At 54.8% G+C, this 17,134-nt stretch carries 15 protein-coding genes and 1 riboswitch; of the genes, 10 read left to right on the forward strand and 5 right to left on the reverse strand.

The features are described from left to right. Positions 1-47: 47 nt before the first annotated feature. The 3 genes from E1H13_RS03280 (at position 48) to E1H13_RS03290 (ending at position 3,125) form a co-directional block, all read left to right on the forward strand. On the forward strand, positions 48-1,391 hold the full coding sequence (locus E1H13_RS03280) for a HAMP domain-containing sensor histidine kinase (RefSeq protein WP_169611974.1): 1,344 nt from the start codon (positions 48-50) through the stop codon (positions 1,389-1,391). A 137-nt stretch (positions 1,392-1,528) separates the two neighbouring features. After that, positions 1,529-2,326, forward strand: a complete 798-nt coding sequence (locus E1H13_RS03285; RefSeq protein ID WP_169611975.1) for a pseudouridine synthase — start codon at positions 1,529-1,531, stop codon at positions 2,324-2,326. 10 nt (positions 2,327-2,336) lie between these two features. Beyond that, the gene (locus tag E1H13_RS03290) at positions 2,337-3,125 is read left to right on the forward strand and encodes a RodZ domain-containing protein (protein ID WP_169611976.1); all 789 of its coding nucleotides are present in this window, start codon (positions 2,337-2,339) and stop codon (positions 3,123-3,125) included. Positions 3,126-3,238: 113 nt separating this feature from the next. Here E1H13_RS03290 and E1H13_RS03295 read toward each other — a convergent pair whose 3' ends face one another. Continuing rightward, positions 3,239-4,078 carry a prohibitin family protein gene (locus E1H13_RS03295; RefSeq protein WP_347404115.1) on the reverse strand — a complete coding sequence of 280 codons (840 nt, stop codon included), beginning with the start codon at positions 4,076-4,078 and terminating at the stop codon, positions 3,239-3,241. A gap of 367 nt (positions 4,079-4,445) precedes the next feature. Beyond that, on the reverse strand, positions 4,446-5,489 hold the full coding sequence (gene purM / locus E1H13_RS03300; protein WP_169612019.1) for a phosphoribosylformylglycinamidine cyclo-ligase: 1,044 nt from the start codon (positions 5,487-5,489) through the stop codon (positions 4,446-4,448). A gap of 648 nt (positions 5,490-6,137) precedes the next feature. Here purM and E1H13_RS27160 point away from each other — a divergent pair. From E1H13_RS27160 to E1H13_RS03320, 4 genes are all read left to right on the forward strand, one after another. After that, positions 6,138-7,157 (forward strand): septal ring lytic transglycosylase RlpA family protein, encoded by a 1,020-nt coding sequence (locus E1H13_RS27160; RefSeq protein ID WP_169611977.1) that lies wholly within the window; start codon positions 6,138-6,140, stop codon positions 7,155-7,157. Between the two features lie 765 nt (positions 7,158-7,922). Continuing rightward, entirely contained in the window at positions 7,923-9,494 is a 1,572-nt protein-coding gene (locus E1H13_RS03310) for a bifunctional pantoate--beta-alanine ligase/(d)CMP kinase (RefSeq protein WP_169611978.1), read from the forward strand. A gap of 96 nt (positions 9,495-9,590) precedes the next feature. Next, positions 9,591-10,469 (forward strand): shikimate dehydrogenase, encoded by an 879-nt coding sequence (locus tag E1H13_RS03315; protein WP_169612020.1) that lies wholly within the window; start codon positions 9,591-9,593, stop codon positions 10,467-10,469. 76 nt (positions 10,470-10,545) lie between these two features. Beyond that, positions 10,546-10,974 carry a hypothetical protein gene (locus E1H13_RS03320; protein ID WP_169611979.1) on the forward strand — a complete coding sequence of 143 codons (429 nt, stop codon included), beginning with the start codon at positions 10,546-10,548 and terminating at the stop codon, positions 10,972-10,974. Between the two features lie 77 nt (positions 10,975-11,051). Here the strand turns inward: E1H13_RS03320 and cfa are convergent, their stop codons facing one another. The 3 genes from cfa to E1H13_RS03335 form a co-directional block, all read right to left on the reverse strand. Beyond that, on the reverse strand, positions 11,052-11,861 hold the full coding sequence (gene cfa, locus E1H13_RS03325) for a cyclopropane fatty acyl phospholipid synthase (protein ID WP_169611980.1): 810 nt from the start codon (positions 11,859-11,861) through the stop codon (positions 11,052-11,054). 358 nt (positions 11,862-12,219) lie between these two features. Beyond that, positions 12,220-13,710 carry a cobyric acid synthase CobQ gene (gene cobQ, locus E1H13_RS03330; RefSeq protein WP_169611981.1) on the reverse strand — a complete coding sequence of 497 codons (1,491 nt, stop codon included), beginning with the start codon at positions 13,708-13,710 and terminating at the stop codon, positions 12,220-12,222. 164 nt (positions 13,711-13,874) lie between these two features. After that, entirely contained in the window at positions 13,875-14,297 is a 423-nt protein-coding gene (locus E1H13_RS03335; protein ID WP_169611982.1) for an Npun_F0494 family protein, read from the reverse strand. Positions 14,298-14,478: 181 nt separating this feature from the next. Further along, positions 14,479-14,593: riboswitch (guanidine-I (ykkC/yxkD leader) on the forward strand. Positions 14,594-14,695: 102 nt separating this feature from the next. Here E1H13_RS03335 and E1H13_RS03340 point away from each other — a divergent pair. The 3 genes from E1H13_RS03340 (at position 14,696) to hypB (ending at position 17,112) form a co-directional block, all read left to right on the forward strand. Beyond that, on the forward strand, positions 14,696-15,883 hold the full coding sequence (locus tag E1H13_RS03340; protein ID WP_169611983.1) for an agmatinase family protein: 1,188 nt from the start codon (positions 14,696-14,698) through the stop codon (positions 15,881-15,883). Between the two features lie 2 nt (positions 15,884-15,885). Then, a complete protein-coding gene (hypA, locus tag E1H13_RS03345) occupies positions 15,886-16,266 on the forward strand; it encodes a hydrogenase maturation nickel metallochaperone HypA (protein ID WP_169611984.1) in 381 nt (126 codons plus the stop codon). 141 nt (positions 16,267-16,407) lie between these two features. Beyond that, on the forward strand, positions 16,408-17,112 hold the full coding sequence (hypB, locus tag E1H13_RS03350; protein WP_169611985.1) for a hydrogenase nickel incorporation protein HypB: 705 nt from the start codon (positions 16,408-16,410) through the stop codon (positions 17,110-17,112). The last annotated feature ends 22 nt before the right edge of the window (positions 17,113-17,134 follow it).

Consider the following 17,134-nt stretch of genomic DNA (forward strand, 5'->3'; position numbering starts at 1 on the left):
GATAGTCTTGTGGCGATAGTCTTTACTCAACTGACGTTGAGAATCCTTTGGCAATTTTTGGGTATTTGATTGGATTGATTACTGGAGGGGCGCTGTGGCTAGGTTGGCAGCGGCGATATCGGCGGCAGGAACAAACCTTGCTGACCCTGTTGCAGGCTAACACCTGGGCTGATGCCCTGCAGCGGATGGAGCAACTGGTGCACACACAACCGCAGCAGCAGCGCCAGTTACGATACTTAGGCACCAGCCGCGATAGCCTGGAGCGGGTTCTGCTGATGGCTCCTGTGGGCTACTTGCAGGTGGACGACGAAAATCAATTGATCTGGTGCAATGATGAAGCCAACCGGCTGTTGAGAATTAATCAACCCATGGCTGGATCGGCGCAACGGAGACGGCTGCTGTTGGAAGTGGCGCGCTCCTACGAGTTAGATGCGCTGATTGAAGAGGCGCGCGAGTCCCAAGCCTGCTGTCAGCGCGATTGGATGCTCTATCAGATTTCACCGGATCCGTTTCACCCCAAGGAAGAACCCACCTATCCCCTGCGCGGCTATGCTGTTCCCCTAGACAACGGCGAGGTAGGGGTGTTTCTCGAAAACCGTCAGGAGGAGGCACTATTGGTGCAACAGCGCGATCGCTGGACCTCTGATGTTGCCCACGAACTGAAAACTCCCCTCACCTCGATTCGACTGGTGGCTGAAACCCTACAGCCTCGCATTGATCCCAGTCTTCGTAGCTGGCTCGATCGCCTAGTCAACGAAACTATCCGGCTTAGCAATCTGGTGGAGGATCTGCTGAATCTCAGTCGCCTCCAAGGGGATCAAGCCCAAGGGCTGAACCGCCAGCCTGTGGATTTACCCCAACTGGTCTATCGGGCCTGGCAAAGTTTGGAACCCCTGGCCCAGGTGAAACACCTCACCCTCGACTATGACGGTCCTGACCGTTACCTCACCCAGTTGGATGAGACCCTCTTTCATCGAGTGCTGCTGAACTTGATCGATAATGCGATTAAACATAGTCCGTCTAAAGCAGCGATCTATGTGCGCTTACAACCCGGCACCGAAGGCTCAACGGCTCAGGCCTTGCCCTTGGCAGCAACCCAGGACCGCCTCTGCCTAGAGGTGATTGACTTAGGGCCAGGGTTCGATCCCAAAGACCTGCCGTATATTTTCGATCGCTTCTACCGGGCCGATCCATCCCGCCATCGAGAGGCCGCCCCATTTAACCCTGATACGGCACTCACCTCCCCTGGGGGAAGTCGGGGCAGTGGACTGGGTCTGGCCATTGTCAGCCAAATTGTTGAAGCCCATGGCGGCACCATTGAGGCCACCAATCATCCCGAGGTGGGGGGAGCCTGGCTACGGCTTTACCTACCTCAAGCAGAGCTATCTTAAGAACTTATACTTAGTGTTCTGCCATAACTTCAGCTCAGACCTGCCATAATGGAGTATTCAGAGGGTCCTTAGACCTTAAGGATTCAGCTAGATGGCTCACTAAGCCAGTACTGCTCACTAGGCCAGCATCGCTAACTATGACCGAGACCGAGCGACTCCAAAAAATCTTGTCCCAATATGGGATCGCCTCTCGCCGCAAGGCCGAGCAGTTGATTGAGGCTGGCCGGGTGGCGGTGAATGGTGAGGTGGCCCACCTGGGACAAAAGGCTAATCCTGACAGCGATCGCATTACCGTTGACAATCAACCCCTGCGGCCAGACCAGCGGCCCCAGGGCCACTACCTGCTGCTGCACAAGCCCCTGGGGATGGTCTCCACCTGTGCCGACCCCGACGGTAGGCCCACCGTCTTAGACATTTTGCCAACGGCTCTACAACCAGTAGGCATTCACCCGGTAGGGCGGCTCGACGCCTACTCCTCTGGGGCTCTACTGCTGACCAACGATGGAGACTTTACCTATCGGCTAACCCATCCCAAGCACGATGTCGCCAAAACCTACCAGGTGCGGATCGAAGGCCAAATCGCCAATCAGACCCTTGATCTATGGCGCCAGGGCATTGATTTAGATGGCTACCAAACCCGACCAGCCCAGGTGCGACGGCTAGGATCATCATCCCCAGAAAGCACCTTACTGGAGGTGGTGTTATGGGAAGGACGTAACCGCCAAATCCGGCGTGTGGCAGAGGCTCTGGGCCATCGGGTTATAAGTTTACATCGCACTGCGATCGGGCCTGTTTCTGTGGGAATTTTAAAAAGTGGGGCTTACCGCTCTTTATCATCGAGCGAAATTAAGGCATTATTAGCTGAGTCAGAGGCAAAGTCTGCCACTTTCCACAACCGGTTCCCAGCATCTACTGGCGTTTCTCAGTCTTGTTAATGCTCCCTGTATGAAAACAAAAGCATTGGTTGATCCAAATTCCGTTTACCGAGAGCAGCTGCTAGAGTTGGGCACGCTGCTACAAACCGCCCGCGAGCAGCAAGGTCATAATCTCGAGGCCATGGCCGGCCAAATCTTGATTCGCCCTAGTTTACTCGCCGCGATCGAGCAGGGAGACTTAGACAACCTGCCAGAACCGGTCTACATTCGCGGATTAATTCGTCGATACGGTGACGCCTTGGGGCTGGATGGCGAAACCTTAGCCAGTCAGTTCTTTACCCCACCGCGTATTCAGCGTTCTTCCTGGAAAGATTCTCCAGCGGCCCAGCTACGGCCTTTACACCTGTATGGGGCCTATTTTGTGGTGTTGATGATGGCCATTGGTGGCCTGTCTTACTTACTTCGGCAAACCGCTCCGGAAACCACTATTTTGCCTCCCCTTGAGCCGCTGAATCAGGTGGAAACGGAAACGGCTACCCCTCGGGATGACGATCCCCCAGAGGTGCCAGTGGCTGAAAACGACCTACCCGAGTCTGACGCTCCAATCAAGGTCACCACAACGTTGACAGCCCAGTCCTGGCTACGGATTACCGCCGACGGTAGCACTGAATTTGAAGGCATTCTACAGCCGGGGGATAGTCGTCTGTGGACGGCTGACCAAGCACTCACCATTCGAGCTGGCAATGCTGGCGGGGTGATTATCAGCGTCAATGACAGCCAGTCAGAAACCTTGGGCCAACCAGGCACTGTCAGAGAGGTCACCTACTCTCCCGATCGCATGGTCAGCCTGATTCAATAGGGGCAAGCTTTGGCCTCGGCAAAATATAACGTGAAGCCGAGTTTCTTGTGGCTATCGATCACCGTGTTCGGTGTATGCGACAGCAGCGAGGAAACCCGGCTTCTATCTACCCCCTAGCTGGCCTTAGATAGGGCCCCGTCTGCTGGGTCATCCTGCTCCACCTGGTCTAGGTTCAAGATAAACGGTAAACTCCCCTGACCCTGACCCATGACCAGTACCCTGGGCACCTGGGCACCGCCTTCTTTCCAGGCCTCGATCGCTTCTTTTTGCAGCACCAGCCTACCCCCCTGAGCCTTCAAGGTTTCGGCAATTAGGCGCTGGGACTCGGCTCGACCTTTGGCTCGGTTAATTTCGGCCTGGGCAGATTGTTCAGCTTCCTGAGCAACATAGACCGCTCGCCGGGCTCGCTGCTCGGCAATTTGCTTATCTTCTACTGCCTTGGCAAACTCGGGGGAGAAGTTCAAATCAACCACGCTGGTGTCTAGGACCAAAATGCCGTACTTGTCTAAACGAGAGGTGAGGGCATCGTCAAAGTCCTTTTTCAAATCAGCCCGCTGGGTAATCGCCTCTTCGACCGTGCGCAAGGCGGCAGCAATTTTGAATGACTCCTGGGTTTGGGGAGCCACAATTTTAGAAACCAGGTTTTCTAATGTGCCCTGGGTGCGGCGAATATTGACGACTTCAGTGGGATCGAGGCGAAAGTTAATGGCAAACCGACCGGACAAATCTTGCAGATCCTTGGTGGAACTTTGGGCGGGTACCTCAAACTTCTGCACTGTAACGTCGTAGACGTCTACATTGGACACTAACGGAGGCTTAAAGTGAATACCCTCTAACAAAGCACCATCTTGGGACTTGCCTAAAATACTGAGTACCCCAGCCTGGCCAGGGTTAACAATGACGAAACTACTGGTCAGCAGTGCCAAGCCGATGATGGCGAGAAAGCTTAGCACCACTGGCTGCCAGTTGAGAGACGAAGATTTCAAAAGAATTGCCTACACTATCTGCTCTTCTAAGGTATCGGTTTTAAAGGTTGTTTGGAAAGCCAAAGAGCGTCTCAGGCTATCCCTGTGGAGTAGGCCCATGTCCTCAAGCTTTAGCAGTTTTACGGCCTCTTGGCGGCAAACTATACCTAGCAATAGTCCGAATACTGTTCTGGGCAAGGGCTGAAACTACAGATTTCTCGTTGACCAAGTCATTGGGTAAGAGGTCTGAAACCCTAGTTCTACCGATGGTCATCCAAAACAGTCTAGAGTGTTGTCTGGGATGACCTTTTTCAAGCAACCTCCTGGGCCGAGGTCGGGGGAATTTTTATAGATTTTACAACCCTAAGATCTGGCCAGAGCCCTCGACCACCTCACCAATGGCATAGGCGGCTATCTGACGCTGTTGAAACCAACGTAAAGTCTGGTTGACCTGGTCTGCGGGCACCACTAGGGCAAAACCAATGCCCATATTAAAGGTGTTATACATATCGACCAGAGGTACTGCCCCAGCTTCGGCCAACCAGGCGAAGCTGGAGGGAACCGGCCAGGCTGCTGGATTTAACCGCAGACTTTGCCCCGCACCAAGACAACGGGGCAGGTTTTCGGGTAAACCACCGCCGGTAATATGGGCCATGCCGTGAAGGGCCAACCCTTCACGGCGGGCGCTGAGCACTGGATCAACGTAAATCCGAGTAGGCGTTAAAAATATCTCCCCTAGGCTGGCGGTGCCAACCGCTGCCACTGACTCCGACCAGGTGTAACCCACGCTGCCATCGGGACGCTGTGCCTGGTCCACAATTTTGCGCACCAGGCTAAGACCGTTGCTGTGAATGCCGCTGCTGGCTAGCCCAATGACGCGATCGCCCACCTGAACCTGGCTACCGTCTAAGATGTGCGCCTTTTCCACAACACCGACACAAAACCCCGCCAGGTCATACTCCCCAGGACCATAAAAACCAGGCATTTCAGCGGTTTCCCCTCCCAGTAGGGCGCAGCCAGCTTGCCGACAGCCCTGGGTAATCCCCTCTACCACCTGGGCCAGGGTGGTAGGTTCTAGCTTGCCAGTAGCCAGATAGTCAAGGAAAAACAGGGGCTCGGCCCCACTGGTAAGAATGTCGTTGACACACATGGCCACCAGGTCAATGCCAACGGTGCTATGGCGATTTGTGACCTGGGCAATCTTTAGCTTCGTCCCAACGCCATCAGTCCCTGAGACCAGCACTGGCTGTTGATAACCAGCGGGGATTTCACAGAGACCGCTAAAGCCGCCCAGAGCCCCCAAAACTTCAGGGCGACGGGTGCTGTCCACCATTGACCGAATCCGCTGCACAAAGTCACGTCCGGCCTCTACATCTACACCTGCATCCCGGTAGTCCATGGGGTCTGAATCCTGAATTAAATGGGCCAATCCTTTACCTTAAAATATTCCAGCTCCAAAATACCTTTGGGATTGTGGCTGGCTTCTAACGCCTGACGCCTGAATTCCTCCCACTCAATATCGTGGCCAATATTACTCCAGCTGACCTTGATGCTCAGCTCCAGGCCAGTTCGGATCCAAAATCACTCTTTTTACTGGTCAGGAGCGATCGCAGACTCGCCTCGCAGCGTGTAGTTTTTTTAAATTTTGAGATGCATTTTTCTGGGCGATCGCCCCTCAGTCTTTGACGAAAGTTCCCCCAAACCCGAGTCAGACTGATTATTTTTTTGCAGCATTGTTGGCTCGACTCATAAAGAAAGCTAAACATTTTATTGGGTTGGACGGTGGCAACAACCCTAGTTATGTCAGTTGGTTGCGCCATTGCTGGCAAGGGTGACCCAACTTTATTTTTTCCACAGATTTTAAGCCAAGGGAATTTCCCCGGATTCGCAACCCAGCCTCTTCGTGTTAGGTTACATTTCGACAAAAAACCGAGAGCAAATTTTTAATGGGTATGAGATTTAAGACCGCCAACTCGCAGTCTGTTCTGAACCAACTGATGGTTTCAGGATCGATCTCAGCCCCTCCTGTTGATTTCTTTTGGTGTACATGAAACATCGCGTAATAGGCGGGCTGACTGTTGCAGTCGCCATGTCCGTCTTAGGAGCACCGTTGCCCAGCCAAGCCCAGGATTCTGGCGAAAGCCGCCTGGATACTCAAACTCAACACAATCTCGATATTCTCTCCCTTTCTGATTCTGAAATTTCTGAAACAGGTTTGTCAGCTATCTCTGACGCCTCATCCATTGAGCCAGCCGACCCTGAATCAGCGACCCTAGCAACGTCGCCAGTCCAAGAATTTGAATCCGCCACTGTGTTTGCCCATGCCCTCGATGCCCGGCAGGCAGCCACCATCTATATCCGCTCTATTCCCGTCGTCACCTTGATTGGTGGGGAATTAGAGACCCTCAGCAGCACTAAGTCTGACGCCGATTTGCAGGCTACCACTGGCACCGATGTTGCAGATGCTGGTCCTGTGGCTCAAGCAAATCTGATTCTGGCCCGGCTGGAAGGCTTAGCGGCGGATAGCGAGGTGGAAGCGATTAAAGCTCGGTGGGACGATGATGACGAGGCTTTTGTCGTCAGCTGGCAAGACGAGGATCTGCTGACGGTCAATAGTCGAATCATTCTGCCCGATACTACGGAAGATCCGGCGGAAGATGCCCTACACATTGCCAATCGGTTGCGACGTCTACTGGGGGATGCCCCACCGCTGGAACAGGTGGAAGGCATGCCTGAACCGCCCCAACCTCAAGAGGTAGCTGTGGTCGCGTCCACCCTCACGGGTATGGCGTCCTGGTATGGTCCTGGTTTCCATGGTCGACGTAGCGCCAGTGGCGAGGTATTTGACCAAAACGCCCTAACGGCAGCCCATCGTACGCTACCATTTGGCACCCAGGTGCGCGTCACTAATCTCAATAATGGGCGTCAAGTGGTGGTCCGGATTAACGATCGCGGCCCCTTCAGTGGCGGTCGAGTGATTGACCTCTCGGCGGCGGCGGCCTCTAGCATTGGTCTGCGATCCAGTGGGGTTGGTCGGGTGCGGTTAGAGGTTCTGTCAGCTCCCTAGTACTGCCTGGCAAGGGTATTACCAGTGCTGTTGAAGGTGTCAGGTGCTAGGTGTCAGGTATTAGGCATGGTTGGCCGACTTATGCTGGACCATGCTAGGGCGCGCCATCACGGCCACCTGATTACGCCTGAATCATGAGGTCTAACCATAACTAAGCTGTGGCCTTTCCACTAATGCTCAGTCAAGCCAGAAGTGACAGGTCAACAGGGTCTGCAGTGCAAGGTTTTCAGCCTGTCATCTTTAACTTGATAGACCAACTAGCCTCTCAGCCAAAATTCGATTCTGGACTTGTACCTTCCCAATGGCTTCGTTGGGGAGGTATTTTTGTAAAAGGGGTTACATTCAGGTATCGGTAGCCGTCTTGGTGGGGCCACCACGGGCGTCAGGGATGACTCTCAAAATAAAGTACCTGTTAGAGCCGTTACCCCATAGTGGGCTCCCGCCTGCAAAAGAATGACGTTGGGACTTGATTAACTGGCAATTCCCTTAGTTGAATCTTGATGGTACCTCCAGAAAAACAAACCTCCTGTTAATGAGATTAGTTTAGGCCTCGACTAGCGTAGAAAAATAATCAGGCATTGAGCTGACTGTTCGTATCCATAAGGGCACTGGTAGGTAGGGTGCTGCCGCAGGAAGTAGCCTGCTAGTGATCGATTCACCACAACACGATTGAGTGCCAGTTTAATCTGGTAGGGTAGTAACTTTGGAAACCGAGGGCCGGAATTTCAGCTGTCACAAGCGGTCACGCAGCAAAGGTAGGGGATTGTGCGAGTACTTAAGACGGTTGAAGGATTAAAGCGTTATTTGGCGCAACAGCGGGGACAGGCGACTGACCAGGGGCAGCCGCCTCAGGTGGGGTTGGTGCCAACCATGGGGGGGCTACATCGGGGACATCTTAGTCTGATCCAGCGGGCTCGGCGGGAAAATGAGGTCGTGGTCGTCAGTATGTTTCTGAATTCCCTACAATTTGGTCCAGGGGAGGACTTGGCCACCTACCCCCAGACCCATAGCCAAGATCTGCAGCTGTGTGCCCAGGCGGCTGTGGATATCGTCTTTATGCCGACTCCCCAGACCCTATATGGCACGTCAAATCCCATTGCCGGGAATTTGACCCAGGTGATTCCGCCCAAGGATATGATGGCAGTTCTATGTGGCCCCTACCGGCCGGGTCACTTTGAGGGAGTCGCCACCGTGGTCACAAAGCTACTGAGCCTTGTGGCCCCCGATCGCGCCTACTTTGGCCGCAAAGATGCCCAGCAACTGGCGATTATTAAACGGCTAAGCCAGGATCTAAACTTGCCAGGGCAGCTGATTGGGTGCCCCACCGTCCGGGAGCCGAGTGGTTTGGCCCTCAGTTCTCGCAATACTTACCTCAGCCCAGTGGAGCGCCAGCAGGCGACTATTCTCCATGATGGATTGATGGCAGCTAAAACCTTGTTTCGATCTGGTGAGCGCTCTAGCTCGGCCCTGATTGAAGCGGTGCGGCAGCCTATTGCCCAGGTGACTGCGGTCGATTTGCAGTATGTGGAGCTAGTGCACCCAGACACGCTGGAGCCCCTGGAAACGTTGACATCTATAGGCCTGTTGGCCTTGGCGGCCCATCTGGGTACAACCCGCTTGATTGACAACCTACTGCTGCGCCACCGTCAACCGATTGTGGCCATTGATGGCCCAGCAGGGGCGGGTAAGTCGACGGTAGCTCGGCAGGTGGCTGAGCGGTTACATTTACTCTACCTGGATAGTGGGGCCATGTACCGGGCTGTTACCTGGTTGGCCCTAGAACAAGGGGTGGATCTCCAGGATGAGGTGGCCCTGGCAGAGTTATTACCCGACTGTGACCTGCAGCTAGCCCCGTCTGGGGATGACCCAAAGTTTGCCGCTTACCCCAGCCGCATTTGGTTGAGTGGGCGAGAGGTGACGGCCTTAATTCGCAGTCCAGAGGTAACGGCGCAAGTGTCAGTAGTGGCTGCCCAGCCTGCGGTGCGGGAAACCCTACTGCGCCAGCAGCAGCAGTACGGCATTAGCGGCGGCGTAGTGATGGAAGGTCGCGATATTGGCACCCAGGTGTTTCCCCAGGCGGAACTAAAAATTTTCTTGACTGCCTCTGTAGCTGAACGAGCCCGCCGCCGCCAGCGAGACCTGGCAGCGCAGCAGCAGCCCAATGCCAGCCTGGAAGACCTAGAGCGGGCAATTGACGATCGCGATCGCAAAGACAGTACACGCCGGGTGGCTCCGCTCAGGAAGGCCGATGATGCGATCGAGCTGAATACCGATGGCCTATCTATCGAAGATGTGGTGGAGAGGATTGTGGGGTTGTTTGAGCAACGGGTGAGGTAGGGGAATGAAGAGGTGGGGAAGATGAGGAAGGTGGGGGAGGTGGGGAGGTAGGGGCGGACCCATGGGTTCGTTCTGGGGGGAATATCAAACAAAATGATGGACAAGGCGATGGTGATTACGGGTAAAACTAAACTCCTAGGGGTCATCGGTGACCCGGTGGTGCATTCACTGTCGCCGGTGATGCACAATGCGGCTCTGGAGGCCCTGGGGGTTGACTATGTATATGTGGCACTGCCAGTAAAAACAGGGGATTTGGCCAGGGCGATCGCTGGCTTTACCGCCATTGGCTTGCAAGGGTTCAACCTCACTATTCCCCACAAGCAAGCCATCTTGCCGCTACTCACGGATATCACTGCCGAAGCCCAGGCGGTGGGGGCGGTGAATACCGTATGGCGCACTGATCAGGGCTGGAGCGGGACAAACACTGACGTGGCTGGGTTCATCGCTCCCCTTCAGGCATTACAGGATTGGCGTCAAAGGACTGTTGTGGTGCTGGGCAACGGCGGGGCCGCCCGAGCCGTAGTGGCAGGCTGCGGGCAGCTGGGGTTTGGGCAGATCTACGTGGTGGGCCGTAACTCGCAAAAGCTGGCCGCCTTTCAGACCAGCTGGGTAGACTCTCCCCTAAAGCCGCCGCTGATCGTGCAACCATGGGAAGCTTTGCCGACCCTATTACCGGAGGCCGACCTGATTGTGAATACGACCCCGGTGGGCATGCATACCACCGCTGACCAAACTCCCTTAGACGCGATCGCCCTGGCCCTGGCTCCCTCCAGCGCTGTGGTGTATGACCTGATTTACACGCCGCGGCCCACCCAATTACTCACCCTAGCGGCCCAGCGGGGGCTGGTCACCCTAGACGGCCTGGAGATGCTAGTGCAGCAGGGGGCGGCAGCCCTGGAACTTTGGCTGCAGCAGCCCGCCCCTGTGGACACCATGCGAGTTGCCCTAGACACCTGGCTAGCGCCAACTTCCTAGCCATGCCCCCGACTCACCCCATGGCCAAACCACGATAAACTGAGACAGACAACTATCAGCTGCCCCGAGGAGACCCATGATACGGCGTGGACTAATAACCGGCATCTTAGTGGCTATTTTGTGGTTGGTCAGTGGTCTACAGCTAACGGCTCAGGCACTGACGCCCATCGAGCTAACGGATCTGAGCTATCAGGCTTGCCCCGCCGAAATGGCCGATGGCATGGTAGTGTCTGGCTCCATCCAAGAGGCTAATTGCTATCTAATTACCGGCAAAGCCATCAACCGCTCGGGTAAACCGGTGGTCAATGCTGATATTTTTGGCCGCATCTACGATGCCAATGCCAACCCTGTGATGCAAAACCGGACTCGCTTGGGCTCCATTGATCAAGTACCCCCTGGGGAAAGCGATTTTCAGCTGCGGGTCTCCGTGGCCGCCAACCAGCCAGAACCCCTCAGGCTTGAGCAATTTAAGGCCTCTGGTTTTTCGGGCAAGGTGCGCCGATAGGTGTAGTCTCTGGCGATCATGCCGATGGTGGGCACCCCCCCTTTTCATAGACCCCATGGTTCAATGGATAGCTGAGATTAGCGAGGGGCATAGTAGGTGCCGCGAATGCCTGTGGGAGAGAGAAGAATCTGCCACAGTTGGTTTTTACGGGCTCTGAACCCACCGGCACAACTGAGTAGGTAATACTTCCATAACCGATAAAACGACTCATCGTAAATTTGCTTTAATTCAGGCCAGTGCCGATTGAAGTTATAGAACCAGGCCATTAAAGTTTTGTCGTAGTCGGGCCCGAAACTATGCCAGTCTTCAAGGATAAACAGGTCCTCAATTGCAGCTGTAATTTGTTTGGCCGACGGCAGCATGGAATTTGGGAAAATATAGGTTTCAATCCAGGGTTCTGTTCGCACCTGGCTCTGGTTAGAGCCGATAGTGTGTAACAGGAACCGACCTGTATCTTTTAGGCAACGGCGCACTGTTTCAAGGTAGGTGCGGTAATTTTTCTGGCCTACATGTTCAAACATACCGACCGAGAAAATTCGATCAAAGGATTCTCTGATGTCCCGATAATCTTGCAGGCGAATGTCCACTGGCAAAGCTCGACAGCGCTCACGAGCCAGTTCAGCTTGCTGCTTTGACACCGTGAGCCCAACGACTTCCACCCCATAATGTTCGGCAATATACTGGGCCATACCGCCCCAGCCGCAGCCAATATCTAAGATTCGCATACCTGGCTGAATATCAAGTTTGCGGCAAATGAGCTCAATTTTGGCCTGCTGGGCTGCGTCTAAATCGGGAGCATTTTTCCAGTAAGCACAACTATAAATCATCCGCTGGTCGAGCATCGCCTGATACAGTTGGTTGCCGCGATCGTAGTGAACCTGGCCCACTTCAAAACCATAGGTAACACTCCCTAATGTCGTGGAACCTGGACACTTATTTGTATTTGACGGGCTTGTTTAATTGATACCGCTACCTGTAAAAATCCTGAGGGACTTGTGAAACCCTATAGGGTGGGTGTGACGCCTGCACAGGTAAGATGTCCGCCTTAATGGCATGAGTCAATTTGGATTGCTATATATGCCATTACTAACTCAGTATGGGGCAGGGTGCCTCCGACCCGGGAGAACTGAATAAGGTTTGTATATTTTTGCAAATAAAACTGTATGGATAGGCTATCAACCACAAGGATCATGGCTTAGTAAAAAGCTGATGGGTGAGCAGGTCCACAGATGAGTAGCCCCTTCACTACCTCAGTAAGGGCGCTAAATCGAGGTGTTCCCCTACAGATTCAGCCAGGGAATTGAGTAAGGCTTCTCGCTGCTCCCGATAGTTGGGAATACCTGTTGGTAATGATCCCAAGCCTCGCTGTTGACGCAGGCGGTTCAGCCAAGCTCGCCGCCAGGGGCCATTATCAAAGATGCCGTGCAGGTAGGTGCCCCAGAGGGACTGGGTGCTGTCGACAACCCCAAGACTGCGATCTTCGAATAAGAATTCAAATTGGGTGCCGCGTTGGTCTTTCCCTTCTGAAAGAATAAGTTGGGCACGGCCCTGGTGCAGTTCGTAGCCAGAGACGGGTAGCCCTTCCTGGGGATAACGGGAGCTAACCGTGCGCTGGCGAGCAATTTTTTGCTGGGTAATCACTGTACGCAGGGGAAACAAATCCAGCCCTGGAAAGCGACCTTCATGGCCTTCGATGCCCTCTGGGTCGGCCAAAAACTGACCCATCATTTGAAAGCCACCGCAAATACCCATGACGGTGCCCCCAGCGGCCACATAGTTTTGAATCTCTTCTGCCATGCCGCTGCGCTGGAGCGTGAGCAGATCGGCGATAGTGGTTTTGGTGCCGGGAATAATTACGGCGTCGGGATAGCTGAGGCGTTCTTTAGGGCTGAGATAAATCACCCGCACGTTTGGTTCCGCCTCTAGGGGATCAAAATCGGTGAAGTTAGCAATGCGGGGCAGCCGCACGACGGCAATGGTAATGTCGGCCTGCTTTTTATGGCCAGGGGTGCGATCGAGTAAACTGAGGGAATCGTCGGCGGGGACAGCCTGATCTAGCCACGGTATGACCCCCAAGATGGGGATGCCGGTACGATCGCGCAGCCATTGCAGCCCCGGCTCTAGAATCTCTGGCTGACCGCGAAATTTATTAATAATGATGCCTTTGACCAACTCCCGCTCCTCGGGGGCCATGAGCTCTAGGGTGCCGATGATGTGGGCAAAGGTGCCGCCGCGATCGCTATCGGCCACCAATACCGTAGGCGCCTGCAAATGCTTGGCGATGCGCATGTTAGCCAGGTCGCGATCGCCCAAATTCACCTCGACGGGGCTACCTGAGCCTTCACACACGAGAAAGTCGTAATCTTGACTGAGACGCCCCAGACTCTCTTGGATGGCCTGCCAGCCTTGCTCAAGAAAGGTGTCGTAATACTGGGATAGGGTTGTGCGCCCCACAGGACGCCCCTTCAGCATGATCTTACAGGTTTGGTCCCCCTGGGGTTTAAGCAAAATCGGGTTCATATCAATTTGGGGGGGAACCCCAGCCGCCCAGGCCTGCACCGCCTGAGCATAGCCCATCTCTCCGCCAGTGGCCGTAACATAGGAGTTGAGCACCTGGTTTTGCCCTTTAAACGGAGCAACCCGCCATCCCCGCCGACTTAGAAGTCGACACAATGCCGTGGTAACCAGCGATTTACCTACGTGAGAGGCTGTTCCCACCACCATGATTGCCCGCATGGAGCATCTCCAAACTTGAATAGGTCTTAGGGCCTGGCTAGCGTCAGGAAAAATTCTTGTAAGTTAGCCATGGCCTGTGAAAATCTCTTCGGGACGATAAACGTACTTTCAGGAACAAACGTGTTTTCAGGAACAATCGAGGATATCAGGACAATTAAGCCAGTTTAGCCCTGCAACCAACTGGGCAAACGCAACCACCGGCACCATGCATTATATAGATGATCCCTTAATGTGGGGCGGTATTGGGCTGGGGATAACCGGCTGAGGGTAGCCCACACCTGGCGTCCAAGGGGGGTGAGGCGAAAGCTATCCGTTAATCCCTGACCATCCACTTCCCGCCGCAGTAAGCCCACAGCAATCAGCCACATCAGTTCATTTTCGGCCCTGAGTTCGGTCAAAGGGCGGCGGCTGTACTGGTTTTTGATCCCCTGCTGTTCGCTCACTTGGCGGATGGAAATACTTTGCGATCGCATATCCCCCAGCAGTTCTAACCGCAAGGGCGAACATCGGAATGCTCGCTCGGCCCGCTGCTGCGATCGTCGAGGGTAGCGAATTCTAATGTCTGGATCAGACTCCACAAGGGACATGGTATTTGGGATAACAACTGTTTCAATTGTAAATTTAATCTAGCCATAACCCAGCTAAAGATCAAAAAAACACCTCATTGGTAGCGGAGACTACTTTCTCAAGTGTTTGCCCTTGTTATTTCTACTAAAAGCTAACAAGCATCACGGCATTAACGTCGGTTAAACATGCCGGTTGAATATAACTAATGGTTTCTAGGGTTCCGGCCTGTTGCATTGGCAAAGGTGACTGGTCCAAGAGAAGCCGCCAGGGGTTGCGTTTGATTTCTGGTACACGGCGGGATAAAAGCCCGGGAGGATAGCGAAGGTAATCTTCGTGTTTCTTCCGGGCTTTTGCGTAGTGCTGCCGTACGTTGGCTGCTGACTATGACGCAACTTTTTTTCAGGAGACCAGGCCCTCTATGACTGATAATCCGATCTTTCAAAGCCCTAGCGGTGATAGCCGATCTGAGGCTGAACAAGCCTTAGAACGAGAGTCGCAGCTACCCCTAACGGGCTGGCAGCAAGAGGTGGACCAGGGGTTAACCTATGGTCTAGACGCCGCCGATAGCATTCGCGATCGCACCATTCCCACCTTTTCCCGGGGCGAACTGCCCCACTACGCGGGCATCAACACCTTCCTTAAGGCCCCCTACCTGGAAGATGTGCGCCAGGTGGGCAATTACGATGTGGCCATTGTTGGTATCCCCCACGACAGCGGCACCACCTACCGCCCTGGCACCCGGTTTGGCCCCCAGGGCATCCGCCGGATCTCGGCCCTATATACCCCCTACAACTTCGAGTTGGGGGTAGATCTACGGGAAAGCATTACCCTGTGCGACGTGGGGGATATTTTCACGATTCCGGCCAATAACGAAAAATCCTTTGACCAAATTTCCAAAGGGGTGGCCCATGTGTTTGCCTCTGGCGCTTTCCCCATCCTGCTGGGGGGCGACCATTCCATTGGCTTCCCTACGGTGCGGGGCATCTGTCGCCACCTGGGGGACAAAAAAGTGGGCATTATCCACTTCGATCGCCATGTGGATACCCAGGAAACCGACCTGGATGAGCGCATGCACACCTGTCCCTGGTTCCATGCCACTAACATGGCCAACGCCCCGGCTAAAAACCTGGTGCAGCTCGGCATTGGCGGTTGGCAGGTGCCCCGCCAGGGGGTCAAGGTTTGCCGGGAACGAGCCACCAACATCCTCACCGTGACTGACATTACCGAAATGGGCCTGGATGATGCCGCCGACTTTGCCATTCAGCGGGCCACCGACGGCACCGACTGTGTGTGGATTAGCTTTGACATCGACTGCATCGATGCCGGGTTTGTCCCCGGCACCGGCTGGCCCGAACCTGGTGGGCTGCTGCCCCGGGAAGCCCTGTATTTGCTTAAGCGCATCATCCAAGAAACCCCCGTCTGCGGCATCGAAGTGGTGGAGGTCTCCCCCCCCTACGACATCAGTGACATGACCTCCCTCATGGCCACCCGGGTGATTTGCGACACCATGGCCCACCTGGTGGTTTCCGGGCAGCTGCCCCGGCGGGAAAAACCGGCCTATATCCATGCCGAAGCCAATATGAACGTAGATGAGGTCTGGCGCTAACCATGCATGAAACCGACATGACCAAAGCGCTGATTATGACCGTGCGCGACTGGTGGGAGAGCCAGCCCGGACAACCTGCGATCGAAAAGGTGCACCTGACCGTGGGTCAGTTTACCTGCGTTGAACCAGTGAGCCTGCAATTCGCCTTCGACGTGCAGACCAAAGGCACCTTCCTAGACAAAGCCGAACTGGTGATTCGCGAAACCCCACTGATCGCCTTTTGTCACCCCTGCCAAACCGAGTACCGCCCAGAAATCGGTTGCCAATACGCCTGTCCCCATTGCCAAGCCCCCCTAGAAGATATCCGCTCTGGCCGAGAACTAAAAATCGATCGGGTGGAGTATGCCGAGGTGCCCCAACCCCTCGCCACGGCAGACCCATAACCCGGACAGACCCATAACCCGGACAGACACACAGCCTGGGCAGACACACAGGTCTGCCCCTACGTTTAACCCCATCCTCCCCACCTCCCCACCATCCCCATCTCCCCACCTCCCCATCCTCCCCACCTCTTCACCTCCACCATGCACCAAACCTTCGACGCCGCCCTCGGCATTAACCTACTCCACGCTAACCAGGATGAGGCCGACCACAACCGGACCCATCTAGACGCTTGGCGCATCACCTGCTTCAACCTAATGAGCAGCCCCGGAGCCGGTAAGACAGCCCTGCTGGAAAAAACCCTGGCCGCCCTCAGCCCTGACTTGCAGATCGCCGTGATTGAAGGGGACATGACCACCGAGCTCGATGCCGATCGCCTGCGTCAGTCCGGGGTACCCGTCATTGCAATTAACACGGGCCGGTCCTGCCATCTGGATGCCCGCATGGTGGCGGGGGGCTTGCACCAATTGGCCGAACACCACAATCCCCACGCCCTGGACCTGGTGCTGGTGGAAAACGTGGGTAACTTGGTTTGCCCTGCCGAATTTGAAGTGGGGGAGCACGCCAAGGTAGCGCTACTCAGCATTACCGAAGGGGAAGACAAGCCCCTAAAGTACCCGGTGATGTTCCGGGAGGCGGATGTATTACTGGTTACAAAACTCGATCTCGCCCCCTACTTAGATATAGATGTTGCCCAGATAGAGGCCAATATCCGCCAGATCAACCCAGATGTGACTGTCATTCCGGTATCTGCCAAAACCGGCGAGGGGTTAGAGCGCTGGTACGACTGGGTGCGCAATGCGGTCAGGGAGCATCAGAGCCATTTTGAATTGATAGCCCAGATCTAGTGTGATTTGGGATTAGGCCACG

Source organism: Nodosilinea sp. P-1105 (assembly GCF_012911975.1).
In the GTDB taxonomy this organism is placed as follows: domain Bacteria; phylum Cyanobacteriota; class Cyanobacteriia; order Phormidesmidales; family Phormidesmidaceae; genus Nodosilinea.